This window comes from Vibrio metschnikovii CIP 69.14 (assembly GCF_000176155.1).
Taxonomy (GTDB): Bacteria; Pseudomonadota; Gammaproteobacteria; order Enterobacterales; family Vibrionaceae; genus Vibrio; species Vibrio metschnikovii.
This window is the reverse complement of the sequence record NZ_ACZO01000007.1, coordinates 671,801-688,815: the sequence shown is the minus strand read 5'-3', so window position 1 is coordinate 688,815 and position 17,015 is coordinate 671,801. Positions and strand designations below refer to the sequence as shown.

Genomic DNA, 17,015 nt, shown 5'->3' with positions numbered 1-17,015 from the left:
AACTAAGACAGTTTTGACTGCTTGAACAACATAAAGTGAGTAGCGTTATTCGTCATCAGGCTTAGGCGCTGTTTTCTTTTTCGGGATAAATACCGAATCACCCACCGCCACATTCTGATAAAAACTTTTATCGCGTTTCACTGGTTTTTGGGGCAGCGTTTTAACCTGCTTTTTCACTTTACCTGTTGAAACCGTTGCTTTATTCAGAGGCTGACGAGGACGTAAGCCTGTAAACTTACCTTGCAGACCTTCTAACACTTCAAATTGAATATCTTGCTGTAAAAAGGCTTCCACTCTTTTAAAGCTGTCCCAATCTTTAGGACCAACCAAAGAAATGGCATCACCTTGATTACCGGCACGCCCCGTACGACCCACGCGGTGCACATACTCTTCCGTATGTTTCGGCATATCAAAGTTAATCACATGCGTGACGTTGGCAATATCCAATCCTCGAGAAGCAATATCGGTGGTAACTAAGATCTTAAATACCGCACGTTCAAATTGACTCATAATCGTATTACGTTGAGTCTGAGTGAGGCTACCACTGAGGGCAACGACTTTTAAATTTTGCTCATTTAGCTTATTAGTTAAACGTTCCGTATCTGCGCGAGTCGCTGTGAAAATGATCACTTGTCGATACTCAGCATCGTTTAAGATGCGATCCAGTAATGCTTCTTTATGATCAAGATGGTCACACAAATAGAAACGCTGGCGAATGTCTTTATGCTGTTCATTGCCTAAACCAATCGCAATCCGTTTAGGCTCTTTCAACATCTCATGCGCAATGGTGTTCATTTCTGCGTGATCCAACGTGGCAGAAAACATCAATGTTTGTCGGCGACGATGCTTAGCAGCATTGTGGATATGCCGTAACTGTGGTGCAAAACCGAGATCCAACATCCGATCCGCTTCATCCAAAATCAGCGTATCTAACCCTTGTAAGAAAAGAGAGCGATGTTCAAGGTGATCCGCTAAACGTCCCGGCGTAGCAACAATAAACTTAGGACCTCGACGCAAGGCATTCACTTGATCATTGAAGTTTTCCCCTCCGGTGATCAAGGTTGCCGTGTAGCTTAATCCCGCTAATGCCGAACGCAATTCACTGTAGACTTGTTTTGCTAACTCACGAGTAGGGACCAAGATAACACCACGAGGGTCACGTGCAGATAACGCTTTGGTTTTTAGCGCTTTATGCAGCATTGGAAGCAAGAAGGCTAACGTTTTCCCCGAACCCGTTTTGGACGAAGCCAATAAATCTTTACCTGCCATCGCAACAGGAATAGCTTGTCGCTGGATATCGGTCGCTTGCTTAAAGTCATAATGTGCTAATGTTTTTAATAAGCGATTGTCTAGGCCTAATTCTTTAAACTGCAAAGGATTCTCCAATAAAAATAACGCCGCCTGAAAAGTAGGCAGTCAACAAAATATCAAACGTAGTATACCAAATCACTTGCAACGACAGTTAACGAAATGACGCTTCCTTCAATCCGCCTACATATAGGCTCTGTGATAAAGTGAATGCGGCTTCCAACCTCTGATTATAGCGTCAAGTAACGACTGGGTATCAAGTGACATAATAACTTGAATGTGACCGCTATAGATAGCAATCCCATAAAATATTCTCTGTTTTAAACAATACCAAAGTCATAAAACATTGAGGCAAAGCCCAAACAATTGATTAAGGTATAAAATTTTGGGTTATTTTGACTTTTAATCTATAGTCGTGAGTGAAAATAGTGTCTACACTTTAACTCGCTACTATATGGTATACACCTAGGCGGTTGGTCAATGCCTCTCCGGAGCACATGAAGTGGCAGGTCGATGGCAAGATAAGTAAACCCCATTAGCATGGATAGTGTGACTGGGCCAGCTTGTGGAGCCAATACCACGCTAACCTCAAGTAGAAACGGATCGCCAAGGTCAAGTGAACAATAATGTATAGGGCGTATTTGATAAATATCAACAAGGAGTTCAATATGAACAAAATGTTACTTGCCGCTGCAGCGTCTTCTGTACTTCTCCTAGCCGGTTGTGCATCAGGTCCTGACGAAGCAACCACGACTAAGCTAGATCAGTTAAACAACCAAGTCAGTCAACTCAATAGTCAAATTGCAGCACTGAAAAGTGAAAATGCCTCGCTAACTGATGCAGCCCTCGCTGCACAAGAAGAAGCAGCACGCGCGAACGAGCGCATCGATAATATTGCTCAGTCTTACACCAAGTAAGTTGTTCGATTCAGTAAAAAGGGTAAGTGAAGCTTACCCTTTTTACTTTTCCTCATCTCAACCATCGCCTTTCACCATCACACACGACTCTCAATATCGTTCAGCAACCCTCAAGGATTTTCAATCATTGCCTCTAACCAACGTCCGGTTTTGTCGCGTTCAATTCAGCTGCTTTTTGCAAGCTGTACGCCGTCAACGGATCGATGTTTTGCACTAATTTTTCAACCTGTACAATGGCGTCGATGGATGAACTATTTTTTCGATAGCTCAGGTAAATTGGCCAATACCAATCGGCAACGGCAGCCACTCGATACAATTGTCCCGATTGGATGAAGGGAGCAACCACGGATGCGGGTAAATAAGCACTCCCTCCTTTCTCTAAAATAAAATCTAAAGCAATACGCGCCGTCGAAGTCCGTAAGAATGGCGCAGGTGCTCGAGGATGCCTATCGGCATGCTCTGAAGCAAAACGCATTCCCCAGTCAACATAAACATAACGATTCTCAAAAACGCTATCAGCAGTATCTGGTCGAGTTGAAACAAGCACTAACACCAAGTCGGCGACTTTCTTGCATTGCAGCTCATCGGCTTTAATTTGATCAAAGGCAAACGCCATATCCAGCGTGCGTTCAAGTAACTGACGGTTCAGTTGCTCTCTCCCCATCACCTCAGCTTTAAAGCCATAACCACTGAACGCATCAGTCACCGCGCTTAGACAGTTTTGCAAGTACGCATCCCATATGTTAGGTGTTCCGCCTAACGTGAGCTGTAGCGCCTTACCGCTCTCTAAAGAGAGCTCAAGCTTAGCTTGCTGTAACGTTGCGACCATGACCTCTGCATAACCGACCAAACGTTCACCAGCTGACGTCAATTTAATGTTGTTTCGATCGCGGCTAAACAGCTGCGCGTCAAAATAATTTTCTAACTGTTTGATTCGAGCGCTAACGGCAGCTTGAGTCAAATAAAGATTTTCCGCTGCCCGTCCAAAATGACGAACTTTAGCCAGTTCAAGAAAAGTACGAAAGACTTTTACGTCCATTATTGAATCCTCTGCTATGACTGGTGAAGATTAACAAGGAACGACAATTATGACGATAAAAAATTTTTGTTTTTCTTTTCCAGAGTTTGCGCCTAACTTTCGCCGTAATCCACAGCTAAGTAGTGGTGTACCTAAATGGCCTCAGAGATACGCCGTATCACTGGAACATTGAGCCTAAAATACCTTTAAGTACTCCGCGTATTCACACGAGGTTGATATGTCTGAAACAGTCTTTCGTCACGGTAAAAAACGTTTTTACGATACCAAAAAATTTCCCCGCGGTTTTGCCAAGTCTGGTGATTTCACTTTAGGTGAAGAAGAACTGCTGATCCTTTACGGAGATACTATGCTTGGCCTTGAATCCGGTGAGCTAGTCCCAGAAAACGCTGAAGAACAACATTTTGTTGAAGTACTAGCCAATCCAGAACTAGCGAGCAGTAAGATCGAGCGAGTTTGGATGAAGTATGTACGTCTATCACGCGGTCGTAAACGCTTCCATACCCTAAATGGACGTAATAAACCCGATGCGTCCGATGATTATACTGATGATGAACCAAGCTTGGTTGAAGAAGATTAATCGTTACGAATGATAGCAGACCGCTCATCAAATTAAGCCCGTAGTGCGTGTTAAGTCACAGCTCGATGGTCAATGCCTTGCACTTGATGACTCAAACGCTACATTAGTGATTGGTTTTTTAACCCAATGAATCTTTCTCCCAAAGCCCCTAGTCTATTTTTGCTCGGGGCTTTGTTTTTGATATCAATAACAGCCAGTAAGGCATCAATACTCTACCTCTCCCAGATTCTATCCACATTATCGCATCATATACCCAAACGACTTAGAGTTGCAGGTAGGCGGAAAGTGGCTTGATAAAAGAAATCTATTTAGCCAATAGCGCAATTTTTTTCAGAAAACTGTCGCGTAAATGCTCTTGGTCATAATCCAAATGATACGTATTATGGAAACCCACTTTGAGTTCAACACCATTGCCTCGCAGATACACAGTGTATCCATCGTAATCAGAAAAGGCCTCTATGCCTTCATAAATTTTACCAAATTCTGTCGGTGTCCCGTGTTCCATCACTTTTTCGTAAGCGTGCAGTATTTTGCTTGATTCAAGTTCATTTTTCATTGCAGTAGCTCCCTTAAGTGCTCTCCCATTTAGTATGGATAATGGGATGATTTCTTGCCACTCATTCACTCTAAATATCCACATTACCATTCTGCTTAGAGCAATATCTAAAGTGAAGAGACTTAATTCACCCTGTGAATTTTTCCTTTTTATCATTCAATAAAATTAACCCAAACGGTTCATGTAAGTGGAGGACAAACGCATTCATTGGCTGATAAAAAGCAATCCATCTCCCTAAAACAAAAAAGTTTGACCCAAAGCATAGCCGTTACGAACAACTTATTTTATAATGAAAATTAATGTAATTAGCACCGTATCCGTAGCACTGAGAGAAATGGGTGAGCATTACCTCACACCATAACAGCTTTAAGTCGCAGGGGATCAATAAATATAATTAGGGGTAACTGATGAGATTAATTCCATTACAACAAGCGGCACAGGTAGGTAAGTGGGCTGCGGCACATATTGCAAAACGTATCAATGCTTTCAAACCGACTGCCGATCGCCCTTTTGTACTTGGGCTGCCAACCGGAGGAACGCCGCTAGCCACTTACAAAGCACTGATTGCGTTGTATCAAGCTGGTGAGGTCAGCTTTAAACATGTCGTGACGTTTAATATGGACGAGTACATAGGTATTGCTGAAGATCACCCAGAGTCCTACCACTCTTTTATGTACAATAATTTCTTCAACCATATCGACATTCAGCCGCAAAATATTAACTTATTAGACGGCAATACTGACGACCATGAGCTGGAATGCAAACGCTACGAAGATAAAATTAAATCTTACGGTAAAATTAATCTCTTTATGGGTGGCGTGGGTAATGACGGACATATTGCCTTTAACGAACCTGCGTCATCACTCTCTTCACGTACTCGCATAAAAACCCTAACTGAAGATACTCGTATTGCTAACTCGCGCTTCTTTGACGGTGATATCTCACAAGTACCTAAATATGCGCTAACGATTGGTGTTGGTACCTTGTTAGATGCTGAAGAAGTGATGATCCTCGTAACCGGACACAATAAAGCACTCGCCTTACAAGCCGCTGTTGAAGGTTGTGTGAATCATATGTGGACCGTATCAGCGCTACAATTGCATCCTAAAGCGGTGATTGTTTGTGATGCTCCCGCGACTCAAGAACTTAAGGTCAAAACGGTCAAATACTTTACTGAGCTAGAAGCTGAAAATATTAAAGGCTTCTAAGCAAAAATTTAGGCCCGCATAATCGCGGGCCTAATTGTTTAAGCAACCTCAGGAATAGGCTTAGGCGGATCGTCTGGATTAGGTTCTTTCTGTACGGTTGGTATTTGACCTTCTTCAACGGCATGTTGATAACAACCCGTCAACTTAATCGCCAAGTACATATCCGCACGCAACACCAGTCCGCCATCCCCAACAGGGACGCCCGCAGCTTCACACCATTGGCGTAGACTGCGCTTGCGTCCGGCAAGAATTAAACGAATACCACGTTTTTTAAGTAACGTCTGTGTTTCAGCCAGTACCGCCATTACACTTAAATCCAAATGAGTAAAACTCGCTACGGCGTCAATCACCACACAGCTCAGTTCACCTTGATTTTGATCGATCTTTTCTAATAAACGCGCTTTAAAGTACGGCGCATTAAAATAAGTTAATGGTGAATTAAAACGGTACAACAAAAGGCCAGGAATGGCAGACGCTTTACTGGATTCATCCATGGTACGAATTGTACCGTCTTCATCCAAGCCTAAGCACTGATCGCTCGGGCGCATCACCACACGTAAAAATTGGAATAATCCTAATAAGACGGCAAGCGTAATACCAGGAATTACCCCTACGACCAGCACCGCGATCAACGTAATCGACGAGAGATAGAAGGCATCACGATTGCGTTTTCTTAATCCCCAAACCCCTTTGAGATCCAGTAATGACATTGAAGCAATGATCAAGACGACTCCTAATGCCGCACTCGGAATATATTGCAGTGGTTGGTAAAGAAAAATCGCCACAAAACCAATCACTACAGCAGCAATGATTGATACTAATTGCGATTTTCCGCCATTAGCATCGTTCACGGCCGTACGCGAGTCCGCCCCACTAATCGCAAAACCTTGTGAAAAAGCCGACGCTAAATTTGCTAAACCAAGCGCTCGAAACTCTTTATCCGGATTAATATCATAACCATTTTTCGCCGCAAAACTGCGCGCAGTCAGCATCATACTCACAAAACTCACTACAGCTAAGTTAAGTGCAGGCACAACCAGTTCTCGAGTAATACCAATATTAAATGCTGGCGCTTGAAAAATCGGTAGGCCACCTTCGATAACCCCAACAACACTTACCCCATAACGATCAAGTTTAGTGAACCATACCAAAATAGCCGCAACCACGATGGCTAACATTGCCGCAGGCCACGCAGGTCGAAAGCGTTTCGATAACCAATAAACGAGTAACGTTATTCCACTGATCAACACCGTTTGCCAGTGTAAATCCAATAAACGGTGGGGAGCTTCAATGATTCTTTCTAATAGATAACGCTGCTCATAGTTAATGCCGAAGACTTTACCTAGCTGCCCAACAATAATGGTTAATGCCACGCCATTGAGTAGCCCAAGTAAGATAGGACGAGATAAAAAATCAGCAAAAAGACCTAAACGAAAGCGACTCGCAATTAAGCACCAAAAACCGGTCATCGCCGTCATGGTAATGACCAACTGCCAGTGTTTAGTCGGATCACCAGCGGCTAGAGGTGTAACTACAGCTGCCACTACCGCGCACGTCGCCGCATCAGGCCCCACAATTAGTTGTCGAGAAGTACCAAACAACGCATACACCATCATCGGTAGTACGCAGGAATAAAGGCCAACAATCGCCGATACCCCTGTCAATTGAGCGTAAGCAATCGCGACAGGTAGTGCGACTGCCACCACTGAAAAGGCGGCACGAACATCATCCAACAACCACACTTTTTCATACTGCTTAAGCTGATATAACCCAGGCATCCACTGCTTGATTGATATTGACTTCAATGTTGTTTACCCTACCAAAGATTGCCAAATAATAACTCAGAGCTGTTGTTCAGCTTAGAGCGACTGACGATGATACTGAAAAATGGATCGTTATCTATCATAACTCAAGTGTTATAAACTATCTCGGCTAATTAGATGATTTATATAACCAAAAATCACAGAGATAGACTTGGATTTGTTCATAACGTCACTTCAATTAATAAGACGATATCAACGTTTACTATCACATAAAGATAATGATCATTCTTTCACTCTGCCCAAAGGTTTTTTATGAATTATAATGCTGCTATTTTTGATATGGATGGCCTACTGCTTGATACCGAACGCGTGTGTTTAAGAGTATTTGAACAAGCATGCCAGACGGTAGGTGTTCCTTTTCTGCGCGAAGTCTACCTCTCTGTGATTGGCTGCAACGCCGCTGGAATTGAGCAAGGTTTAAAAGCAGGCTATGGTCCCGATCTTGATTATCCACGGTTGCACAAAGAATGGCGCAAAGGCTACGACGCGGTCGTTAAACATCACCCAATTCCCGTCAAAGAAGGCGTAATTGAGTTACTGGAATGGCTGAAGCAACACAATATTCCTACTGCTGTCGCCACGTCAACGCAAAAAGAAGTCGCTACCATTAAATTACGCTTAGCCAAACTTGATCACTATTTTGATTCCCTCACTACGGGTTGTGAAGTTGTCAATGGTAAACCTGATCCTGAAATCTACCTTTTGGCAGCCCAACGACTATCGGTAGATCCTCAACAATGTTTGGCATTTGAAGATTCCAATAATGGTGTTCGCTCGGCCATGGCTGCCAAGATGCATACGTTTCAAATCCCAGATCTCGTCGAACCTAATGACAGTATCCGCGCACTTGGCCACCATATTCGGCCATCATTACAACACGTCCTCAATGAGTTACAAGCATAAAACAAGCAGACGCCAGACGTTAAGCCCTCAGTGTATCGACACTCTGGGGGCTAGTTAACGTCACCTTTAGCGTTTCATGCGTCGCCAAAGCATTTTTTCAAGCTCAATCAATATCATGACTGCAATTCCGTAAGCGACCATCACCACCCAATAGCTAGCCGAAATTGGCGCACTTTGAAATAGCACGTTCATGAACGGCAAATATAAAAATGCCAATTGTGCGCAAATCATTGAGGCAATCCCAACGACAATCCATGGGTTGGTCTGCCATGACATAGTAAAAATCGAACCATTCAAACGACGGCAGTTTAATAAAAAGAAGCTTTGCACCACCACAAACAGAGTAACAGCAATACTGCGCGATTCTTCTAAACTCGCACCTTGTGCAACTGACCACTGGAATAACCCAAACGCCCCCAATAGTAATAAGCTACTGACCGAAATAATCCGACCGACAATTTCTCGGCTGAGAATCGGCTGTTTTAACTCGCGAGGCTGCCGTTGCATAATGCCTTCTTCTTTGGGTTCAAAAGCCAGCATTAAGCCAAGAAAAACGGCAGTGGTCATATTAAGCCACAGTGCCTGTACAGGTAAAATTGGCAATGTTAATCCAAAGACAATCGCCACCATAATCACTAATCCTTGGCCTAGGTTCGTTGGCAGAATCCACGTGATAAATTTGATTAAATTATCAAAAACATTGCGCCCCTCTTCTACTGCCGCTTCAATCGATGAAAAGTTATCATCGGTCAGTACCATGTCCGAAGCTTCCTTCGCGACTTCAGTACCGCTGATCCCCATGGCAATACCAATATCCGCTTGCTTTAAAGCAGGCGCATCATTGACGCCATCACCTGTCATCGCGACAACCAATTGGTGAGATTGTAAAGCATTAACCAATTGTAACTTTTGCTCGGGTGCCACTCGAGCGAATACCGAAACTTCACGACAAGCTCGCATCAACTGCTCGTCATCTAATGCACTCAACTGTTGACCCGTTAATACCGCCCCAAAATCAGAGTGAGTATCACTGGCGATACCGATTTGAGAGGCAATCGCTTTCGCTGTTAGCGCATGATCGCCGGTGATCATCTTGACTTGAACACCCGCTTTTTGACAGGTCTTAATCGCTTCAATTGCTTCGGCACGAGGGGGATCTATCATCGCTTGCAAGCCTAAAAAAATAAGATTCGCTTCGCCTTCATGTTGATTAAAACGCTGCAACGTTTGTTCATGATGATCAACCCACTGCAACGCAAACGCTAATACCCTCAACCCTTGACTCGCCCATTGAGTAACTTGCTCATCCAGCTTATCGTGATCGAGTGTTACGACACTACCATCAGACATCAATTGCTGACGACAACGGCGACTGATTTGTTCTACCGAACCTTTGAGGTAAATCAAATTGTGTTGATCATCAAAAACGATGCAAAGTTGCCATGTATTGACGGTCAGACTCAAAAGGAATGGTATCGAGACGACGGTAAGTTTGCTGGCAAGACGCATTATCTAATCCCGCTTTTAATCCGCAAGCGATCAGTGCCCCCTCCGTTGGATCACCTTCTACCAACCAACGGTCTTCTTTTTCCAACAGCCGCGAATCATTATTTAATAATCCCGCACGTAATAAATGTTGAAAAGCCGTATTCTCTTTCCAAATATCAGAAACTTCACCATGCGGAGCATAACCACTGCCTGTTACTTCAAGAGCAGAGCCTCCCGCATAAAGCTTTTGCACCGTCATCTGGTTTTCGGTCAAAGTCCCCGTCTTGTCTGAGCAAATGACGTTGGTCGACCCAAGCGTTTCTACCGCTGATAGCTTACGAATAATCGCATTACGTTTTGCCATGCGACGTACACCTATCGCTAGCGTAATGGTAACCACCGCAGGAAGACCTTCCGGAATCGCGGCCACCGCCAAAGCAACGGCTGCCATAAAAGTATCCGCAGCAGGTAAACCATAACCAAGCCCGATAAAAAAGGTTACCCCTGCTAAAACTAAAATGACCCATAGCAATAATTGGCTAAATGCATGGATTTTCCGAGTGAGTGGCGTTTCTAACTGGGTGGCTCCGGCAATCATGCTCGCGATTTGGCCAGTTTGAGTGTTATCGCCAGTGGCGACAATAATGCCTTGAGCGGTACCATAAGTGACTAACGTGCCCGCAAAAGCCATATTTTGCCGATCGCCTAATACGGTATCTGGTTCAAGCTCGCCCAACTGCTTTTCAACGGGCACTGATTCCCCCGTTAAGGTCGATTCATCAATTTGTAAATCTCGGCATTGATAAAGACGAATATCGGCAGGCACTTTATCACCCGATGCTAAAACGACAATATCGCCACACACAAGATCCGTGGTAATCACCGACTGTTTTTTACCATCGCGGATCACTGTTGTATTGGAAGACAGCATCTTCTTGAGTGAGTTAATCGCTTGCTCGGCTTTACTTTCTTGCATAAAACCTATCAACGCATTGATTAAAACCACCAATAAGATGACCCCAGCATCAACGTATTCGCCCAAGATGGTCGTGACTAACGTTGCGACTAACAATATGTAAATCAAAGGATTATGAAATTGTAATAGTAAGCGTTTCCATGCTGGCATCATGGCCTGACCAGTAATGACATTTCGTCCATCACGCTCTAGTCTAATTTGAATTTCTTGGGATGATAAGCCATTGTCTGTATTGGTATTGAGCTGTTGGACTATATCTTGCTCAGATTGGCTATGCCAGGCTTGGCGGCGGACTTTCGTTGTCGCGGTGTTCGGTGAGTGTTTTTCCATAATCACCTCCTTTAATGATGACCCTAAATAAAGACAAACGGCTTGGTATTTTTAACCTATAGTGCATGACGAAACAGCATCAAACTCTGCCAAAGCAGGCTCCTATAAAGATAGCGTTTGTGGAGCAAGTTATGAGAATAGCAACAAAAAATTGTCTTAGTGTTCAAAATTTTTCCGTGAATAAACATCAATAAGCACCTGATGCTGATTTGACCATAATAAGAACTCACTCTCATTAAATAGACAACATTCTCATTAGTGAGACAGCATTTTCGCAATATCTGTTCAGATAACACCTGAGGGTAACACAAAGAGTGCTAAAGTAATGTAAACACACGACCGTTTTAGGGATGAAAATCTTGCCAGTCAATCGCACAAGACAACGCACTTTCTCTTTGTTGCTTCTGCCACTTTTGATTTATTTTGCCACTTTTCCACTGATTAGCTCTTACGCTACAAACTTATTATTGACGCAAAAAAATCCCAAATCGAACGTTATTTGACCCTGCGTAGTAACGAGTTACAAACCATGATTCAGCAGCAGATCAAACAACTGCAATTTGACTGTGGCGATCATGACTGGCAAGTGATTCGCGATCCCCACTATTACAGTCGTTATATCCGTTTTATGGGCATCGCAACCAATGAAGGGAAACAGTGCTCAACTCTTGGGTATCCATTAGAATGGACTGCACTGAGTGATCTAAATCATAGTAAAGGAGCAGCGGTATTTTCTCTCGCGGCAACACCAGACATTGCCGGTACAGAAAGTGAACTAATGATCCAATTTTCTCAAGAAGGTAATACAGCAATTTGGGTTTTAGATAGCAGTTGGACACAAAGCAAGCTCAATCAACCTTGTTCCGGCTGCTTTTATTATGAAGCGCGATTTGTCAATCAAGAGCATCTCGTATTATTAGTTCAAAGAGGCAATGAAGCCATTCTCAACGAAACTAATGCTTATTCATTGAACATGTCAGTGCAAGGCATTGCAGCCGCCAATACACAAGCTCTCTGGGCGGGGCAGGCCCTAAAACAGTATGTACAACATAACCTATTGATCTGGGGCACGCCATTGAGCCTTTTATTCGGTGGTTTACTGATGGGCGGTTATTGGATTATGCGAAATTACCGCAATTCAATCGAAGGCTTAATTGAAAAAGGGATTCGCGACAATGAATTTCTTCCCTATTATCAACCCATCATCGATAGCCGGACTGAAAAAATTGTCGGTTACGAAGTACTTCTGCGTTGGCAAAAAGGTCACGAATTAATCGCCCCAGATTTATTTATTCATGCCGCTGAAAGTACAGGATTAATAATTAAAATCACCAATCAAATCATTAAGATCGTCTTACGTGATTTAGACCATTTACCAATATCACATTGGGTCAGTATTAATTTGGTCGCTGAGCATGTTGAAAAGCGTCATCTTTCTACTCTGCTACGTTCTCTGAATTGGCCTCAATCTGAACGCATGAAGTTTGAACTAACAGAACGTATTCCGATCAACGATTTAGCCGTCGCGAGTGAGGAAATTGCCCTACTGATGAACAAAGGTTACCAGTTTAAAATCGATGATTTCGGTACAGGTTATGGGGGGTTTTCTTATCTACAACATTTGCATATTCGTAGCATAAAAATAGACAAAATGTTTGTTGATATGATAGAAACCGATGATGTGAAAAAGAGCGTGCTAGACTCGATTATTGCTTCAGCAAAAGCGGTCAATATTGAGTTAATCGCAGAAGGCGCAGAGACCATCAACCAAGTCGATTACCTTGCTCAACAAGGTGTGTTTTTAATTCAAGGGTATGTCTACGCAAGAGCGATGCCGATTGATGCGATAATCAAAAAACTTGATGCTGAAGAATCAGTCACAGTGAACTGATAATATCTCGCCGTGATGACTTATCATCACTAAATCGGCTTATTGGTAAAAGATAAACTCGACAGTCCTCGCTGTTTATACCCTTCCTACTTGAAGCAGCAGCGGTGTTGGCTACGTTCGTTTCCCCCAATCACATCGTTTTTCTATGCTCATGGGGATTTACTCACTTGCCGCCTACCTGCAACTCCAAGTAGTTGGGTATAGCGAGTATGACGTCGAGGTTAGCGACTCGGTAGACATGATGCTATGGGAAGCAAGTATGTGAATCACAAGCTCAATCAATACGCTTAAAAGCCAATCCCAGCCCCGATAGTAATTGAGGTTGAATCTGCACTTCCTTGGGTGCTATAACCGATTTCTAGAGAAAAATTCGAACCGTCCATATTATTCAGATTGATTCCTACGGCTCCAGTCAAACCAAACCCATCACTTTCAACGTCTTTATAAGTCCGATTGTAGTATTGACCACCCGCTCGTAAATACACATCACCTATCTGCATAGGGTGACGCAGCGTCATAGTTAGCGGGACGGTATAAGCTTTATAAGCGTGTTTATCACCTTCTTTATCTTTTAAATCGGCGTTCGTTTCGCCATAGCCTAAGTTAACCGAACTAAATGGCGTCAAACGGTAGGAGCCTCGAACTTGCCATTGATAACCCGTTGCACTTTGCCCGCCATAAGACACTTGCGTAGGACCAGCACTGGCCGTCATATTAAAAGGGGTAGATTGAGCATAAACGGGGGCAGCAGCAGCCAACAATAAAGCCGCTAAGCTTAAGGTTGGAAAGTACTTTTTCATGAGTATGTCCTTATCTGTCTCTAGAGCGAAAAGTCTTTCTAGTGTAACGGCTAATCGACTAAAAAACTTAGCCCTTTTTATCACGGGGGAGAGCTAAGCCACAAAATCGCCATGTACATAGCAAAATCCAGTCACATCATCTTACTGCACCCTCATAGCTAAACCACTTGGAGTTATAGCTAATCAAGCCATATGGAATAAAAAGTGTAAAATAGGCATACTGTTGCGAAATGATTGAAATAACGAACCCATTTATCTTATATAGGTATTGACGGCATCAAATGCTAGAAAATGCCCATAACCAAACAGAGTGATTGAACACTCAATTTATCATTTTGATTGGAGAACACGATGCGACGCTACATTTTACGCTTGATCAGAATAGCTCTATTTATCAGCGTTCTCTTATCTGGAAGCACAGTCGCTTCACCACGCGCTGAAATTGCTTGGTCCATGATCGCTGAAGGCGCAGTGTTGATTGATGTTCGAACTGAACAAGAATTTATGCAAGGGCATCTTGACTCCGCTCAGCACATCCCACTGAGTGAAATGATGAACTCTGGCTTAACCCAATTTGCCAAAGACCAACCTATCGTGCTTTATTGTCGCACTGGTAACCGCTCTAATATCGCTAAACAACATTTGATTAAACAAGGGTTTACTCATGTCCATGATGCCGGTGGACTGGATGAAATACGCCAATCCATGCCAAATCGAGATTGATTCTATAGTATGAAGACTCACGAATATCAAACGCTTGGCGAGGTCATCGCGGCATTAAAAACCCCCCAGTTTACCGCTCAGTTTATCCAACTGCTTAAGCGCTTTGTCACTTTTGACTGCGCTGTGATCCTAGGCTATCGCCAACATAAGCATCCGATTTATCTCTATGATTCACTGCCCTCGCAACGTCAATTGCTATTTCAGCACTATTTAACTCATTCGTATCGATATGATCCCTTTTACGTCGCGATCGTTGAGCAACAACAAACTGGTGTTTTACAACGTAGCGAGTTTAAGCCTGTCAATCCATTGCAGGAAAATTATCATGTCGATTTTTATCAAAAAACGGGTTGGCAAGATGAAGTCTGTATTGCCGTCGATCTGGAGGATAATCGCTGGATCGTTATCTACTTAGGCATGCTACAAACCGATCAACCTATTTCACAGCAACAAATTAATGGCTTAAAGCAAAGTTTTACGGTTTTGCAGGCTTTATGCCGTCAACATTGGGGATCACAAGCATTATTCCTGGCAGAAAACAGTCAATCAGAGCATGATTTACGCCACTGGGTAGCAGCAGCTATCGCTGATTTTGCCACCGATTGTCTGACTCCTCGTGAACAGCAAATCACTACGTTATTGGTTCAAGGACTCGATTCCCAAGAAATCGCCGCGCAGCTTAGCATTAGTCACGGGACGGTAAAAAACCACCGCAAACGTATTTACCAGCAATTGCAAATCTCATCATTAAGTGAATTATTCCAATTATTTTTAAACCATTTGATCACCAAAGGCTATTGACAGCAGAGTTAACGCGCCCTATCAGCTTTACGTGAGCGATTATTTTCCCTCATCCATAAAATTGCCCTATCTATCCCTTTAGGGACATCGTCTCTGATGGGTTTTATCCGTATTCTGGCCAAATCCAGTCTATAAAAGATGAAAGGCCGTATGAACTCAGCACATTTCCTACATGAATTAGCCCAACGAGGCTTAATGGCACAAAGCACTCCTATCGACGAGCTCAGCGAGCTCTTGAACCGTCCACAAACACTTTACTGCGGCTTCGACCCCACTGCTGGCAGCTTACATATTGGTCACTTAGTCCCTTTATTAATGTTGAAGCGCTTTCAAGATGCTGGGCATACCGCCATTGCTCTGATTGGTGGCGCAACGGGGATGATTGGCGACCCCAGCTTTAAAGCCGCGGAGCGAACATTGAACCCATCAACCACCGTGCAGCAATGGGTCAATGATTTAGCTCAGCAAATTGATCAGGTGATGACACCACATATGACTCAGCCACTTCTTTGTGTCAACAACGCCGATTGGATTACAAAAATCAATGTGATCGACTTTTTCCGTGATATTGGTAAGCACTTCTCCGTCAATACGATGATCAACCGTGAATCGGTCAAGCAACGGTTAAGCCGTCCAGATCAGGGGATCTCGTTTACTGAATTTAGCTATTCCTTGCTACAGTCATTTGATTTCGCCCATTTGAATCAACAATATCAATGCAGATTGCAAATTGGCGGTAATGATCAATGGGGTAATATTGTGAGCGGAATCGACCTTACCCGCCGGCTTAATAATCAAGTGGTTCATGGTTTAACCCTACCTTTGATCACTAAATCAGATGGCACTAAGTTTGGTAAAACAGAGAGTGGGGCTATCTGGCTCGATAGTAACAAAACCTCACCTTATGCCTTTTATCAATTTTGGCTCAATACCGATGACGCTGATGTGTATCGCTTCCTACGCTACTACACCTTTTTGTCACTGTCCGACATTGAAACCATTGAGCAACAAGACAAAGCCAGTACGGGTAAGCCACAAGCGCAACAAGTGTTAGCTGAACAGTTAACTCGCTTTGTACACGGTGAAGAAGGCTTATTAAGCGCGCAGCGCATCACTCAGGCGCTATTTCGTGGTGAGATGAACCAACTGAGTTTAGCTGAGTTGCAGCAGTTGGAACTGGATGGGCTGCCTTGTTATCAAACGGATAATACGGATAGCCTTATTGAGTTGATGTTGGTAACCCAATTAGCTAGCTCAAAACGTCAAGCCCGCGAGTGGTTAGCCAATGGTGCGATTCGTATTAATGGTGAGCGTGTGGAGCAAGAACAGCTCAGTAGTCAATTTGCCTTGTTTGATCGCTATTATGTCATTCAACGTGGTAAGAAACAGTTTGCTTTGGCCAAACTCAATTAAGTTTTACAGTGTAAATAGGCACCATAATTATGGTGCCTTACAACCTCAACCTAGCGAATAAACCTCAGCTCACTGGTAGAATATGATGATAGCTAATCATTCTCTATACTTAGGGTCCGCTGACCTTTTGAGCTGATTTTTCAGCAATTTGTGGCTTCTTTATACAAAGCAGAGAAATGTAGTTATTCTACCTGAGAAACCGATAACGCCGTAGAAAGGAACCATAAACGCAGCCCGAAGGGTTCAGCTAAAAACGTTTTAA

Annotated in this window: 16 protein-coding genes; 9 read left to right on the top strand and 7 right to left on the bottom strand. The window is 43.4% G+C overall.

Annotated features, from left to right (window positions below; translation table 11 throughout):
• Positions 1-45: 45 nt before the first annotated feature.
• Positions 46-1,374: a DEAD/DEAH box helicase gene (locus VIB_RS14645; RefSeq protein ID WP_004396979.1), complete on the bottom strand. Its 1,329-nt coding sequence runs from the start codon at positions 1,372-1,374 to the stop codon at positions 46-48.
• 602 nt (positions 1,375-1,976) lie between these two features.
• On the opposite strand from VIB_RS14645, the gene VIB_RS14640 reads away from it, so the two are divergent.
• Entirely contained in the window at positions 1,977-2,225 is a 249-nt protein-coding gene (locus VIB_RS14640; RefSeq protein ID WP_004396978.1) for an Lpp/OprI family alanine-zipper lipoprotein, read from the top strand.
• Between the two features lie 133 nt (positions 2,226-2,358).
• Here the strand turns inward: VIB_RS14640 and VIB_RS14635 are convergent, their stop codons facing one another.
• Positions 2,359-3,264: a LysR family transcriptional regulator gene (locus tag VIB_RS14635; protein WP_004396977.1), complete on the bottom strand. Its 906-nt coding sequence runs from the start codon at positions 3,262-3,264 to the stop codon at positions 2,359-2,361.
• A gap of 49 nt (positions 3,265-3,313) precedes the next feature.
• Here VIB_RS14635 and VIB_RS18235 point away from each other — a divergent pair, with 49 nt between their 5' ends.
• Entirely contained in the window at positions 3,314-3,436 is a 123-nt protein-coding gene (locus tag VIB_RS18235) for a hypothetical protein (protein ID WP_256593216.1), read from the top strand.
• Between the two features lie 45 nt (positions 3,437-3,481).
• Positions 3,482-3,841: a MaoP family protein gene (locus VIB_RS14630; RefSeq protein ID WP_004396976.1), complete on the top strand. Its 360-nt coding sequence runs from the start codon at positions 3,482-3,484 to the stop codon at positions 3,839-3,841.
• Positions 3,842-4,145: 304 nt separating this feature from the next.
• Here the strand turns inward: VIB_RS14630 and VIB_RS14625 are convergent, their stop codons facing one another.
• The gene (locus tag VIB_RS14625; RefSeq protein ID WP_004396975.1) at positions 4,146-4,397 is read right to left on the bottom strand and encodes a DUF3081 domain-containing protein; all 252 of its coding nucleotides are present in this window, start codon (positions 4,395-4,397) and stop codon (positions 4,146-4,148) included.
• Between the two features lie 407 nt (positions 4,398-4,804).
• On the opposite strand from VIB_RS14625, the gene nagB reads away from it, so the two are divergent.
• A complete protein-coding gene (nagB, locus tag VIB_RS14620; protein WP_004396974.1) occupies positions 4,805-5,605 on the top strand; it encodes a glucosamine-6-phosphate deaminase in 801 nt (266 codons plus the stop codon).
• Positions 5,606-5,643: 38 nt separating this feature from the next.
• Here the strand turns inward: nagB and VIB_RS14615 are convergent, their stop codons facing one another.
• Positions 5,644-7,383, bottom strand: coding sequence for a SulP family inorganic anion transporter (locus tag VIB_RS14615; protein WP_004396973.1), 1,740 nt, complete (start codon positions 7,381-7,383; stop codon positions 5,644-5,646).
• Between the two features lie 297 nt (positions 7,384-7,680).
• Between VIB_RS14615 and VIB_RS14610 the strand changes: the two genes are divergently transcribed.
• A complete protein-coding gene (locus VIB_RS14610; RefSeq protein WP_004396972.1) occupies positions 7,681-8,331 on the top strand; it encodes an HAD family hydrolase in 651 nt (216 codons plus the stop codon).
• A 66-nt stretch (positions 8,332-8,397) separates the two neighbouring features.
• Here the strand turns inward: VIB_RS14610 and VIB_RS17820 are convergent, their stop codons facing one another.
• Both VIB_RS17820 and VIB_RS17815 read right to left on the bottom strand, forming a co-directional pair.
• Positions 8,398-9,840 carry an HAD-IC family P-type ATPase gene (locus VIB_RS17820; protein ID WP_208855683.1) on the bottom strand — a complete coding sequence of 481 codons (1,443 nt, stop codon included), beginning with the start codon at positions 9,838-9,840 and terminating at the stop codon, positions 8,398-8,400.
• A complete protein-coding gene (locus VIB_RS17815; RefSeq protein ID WP_004396970.1) occupies positions 9,752-11,125 on the bottom strand; it encodes a cation-translocating P-type ATPase in 1,374 nt (457 codons plus the stop codon). Before VIB_RS17815 ends, VIB_RS17820 begins: the two co-directional genes overlap by 89 nt.
• Before the next feature lie 529 nt (positions 11,126-11,654).
• Between VIB_RS17815 and VIB_RS14600 the strand changes: the two genes are divergently transcribed.
• A complete protein-coding gene (locus tag VIB_RS14600) occupies positions 11,655-13,016 on the top strand; it encodes an EAL domain-containing protein (RefSeq protein WP_004396969.1) in 1,362 nt (453 codons plus the stop codon).
• A 287-nt stretch (positions 13,017-13,303) separates the two neighbouring features.
• Here VIB_RS14600 and VIB_RS14595 read toward each other — a convergent pair whose 3' ends face one another.
• Positions 13,304-13,816, bottom strand: a complete 513-nt coding sequence (locus VIB_RS14595; RefSeq protein WP_050782759.1) for an outer membrane beta-barrel protein — start codon at positions 13,814-13,816, stop codon at positions 13,304-13,306.
• 351 nt (positions 13,817-14,167) lie between these two features.
• On the opposite strand from VIB_RS14595, the gene VIB_RS14590 reads away from it, so the two are divergent.
• The 3 genes from VIB_RS14590 to tyrS all read left to right on the top strand — a co-directional run bounded on the left by VIB_RS14590 (position 14,168) and on the right by tyrS (position 16,753).
• A complete protein-coding gene (locus tag VIB_RS14590; protein ID WP_040905285.1) occupies positions 14,168-14,539 on the top strand; it encodes a rhodanese-like domain-containing protein in 372 nt (123 codons plus the stop codon).
• A gap of 9 nt (positions 14,540-14,548) precedes the next feature.
• Positions 14,549-15,340 carry a response regulator transcription factor gene (locus tag VIB_RS14585; RefSeq protein ID WP_004396967.1) on the top strand — a complete coding sequence of 264 codons (792 nt, stop codon included), beginning with the start codon at positions 14,549-14,551 and terminating at the stop codon, positions 15,338-15,340.
• Positions 15,341-15,490: 150 nt separating this feature from the next.
• The gene (gene tyrS, locus VIB_RS14580) at positions 15,491-16,753 is read left to right on the top strand and encodes a tyrosine--tRNA ligase (RefSeq protein ID WP_004396966.1); all 1,263 of its coding nucleotides are present in this window, start codon (positions 15,491-15,493) and stop codon (positions 16,751-16,753) included.
• Positions 16,754-17,015: the final 262 nt, after the last annotated feature.

Bases quoted from the DNA above. Each gene is read 5' to 3' on its own strand.
- VIB_RS14610 (WP_004396972.1), top strand. From the start codon at position 7,681: ATGAATTATAATGCTGCTATTTTTGATATGGATGGCCTACTGCTTGAT.
- nagB (WP_004396974.1), top strand. From the start codon at position 4,805: ATGAGATTAATTCCATTACAACAAGCGGCACAGGTAGGTAAGTGGGCT.
- VIB_RS17820 (WP_208855683.1), bottom strand. From the start codon at position 9,840: ATGCGTCTTGCCAGCAAACTTACCGTCGTCTCGATACCATTCCTTTTG.
- VIB_RS18235 (WP_256593216.1), top strand. From the start codon at position 3,314: ATGACGATAAAAAATTTTTGTTTTTCTTTTCCAGAGTTTGCGCCTAAC.
- VIB_RS14630 (WP_004396976.1), top strand. From the start codon at position 3,482: ATGTCTGAAACAGTCTTTCGTCACGGTAAAAAACGTTTTTACGATACC.
- tyrS (WP_004396966.1), top strand. From the start codon at position 15,491: ATGAACTCAGCACATTTCCTACATGAATTAGCCCAACGAGGCTTAATG.
- VIB_RS17815 (WP_004396970.1), bottom strand. From the start codon at position 11,125: ATGGAAAAACACTCACCGAACACCGCGACAACGAAAGTCCGCCGCCAA.
- VIB_RS14615 (WP_004396973.1), bottom strand. From the start codon at position 7,383: ATGCCTGGGTTATATCAGCTTAAGCAGTATGAAAAAGTGTGGTTGTTG.
- VIB_RS14600 (WP_004396969.1), top strand. From the start codon at position 11,655: ATGATTCAGCAGCAGATCAAACAACTGCAATTTGACTGTGGCGATCAT.
- VIB_RS14590 (WP_040905285.1), top strand. From the start codon at position 14,168: ATGCGACGCTACATTTTACGCTTGATCAGAATAGCTCTATTTATCAGC.
- VIB_RS14635 (WP_004396977.1), bottom strand. From the start codon at position 3,264: ATGGACGTAAAAGTCTTTCGTACTTTTCTTGAACTGGCTAAAGTTCGT.
- VIB_RS14625 (WP_004396975.1), bottom strand. From the start codon at position 4,397: ATGAAAAATGAACTTGAATCAAGCAAAATACTGCACGCTTACGAAAAA.
- VIB_RS14595 (WP_050782759.1), bottom strand. From the start codon at position 13,816: ATGAAAAAGTACTTTCCAACCTTAAGCTTAGCGGCTTTATTGTTGGCT.
- VIB_RS14640 (WP_004396978.1), top strand. From the start codon at position 1,977: ATGAACAAAATGTTACTTGCCGCTGCAGCGTCTTCTGTACTTCTCCTA.
- VIB_RS14585 (WP_004396967.1), top strand. From the start codon at position 14,549: ATGAAGACTCACGAATATCAAACGCTTGGCGAGGTCATCGCGGCATTA.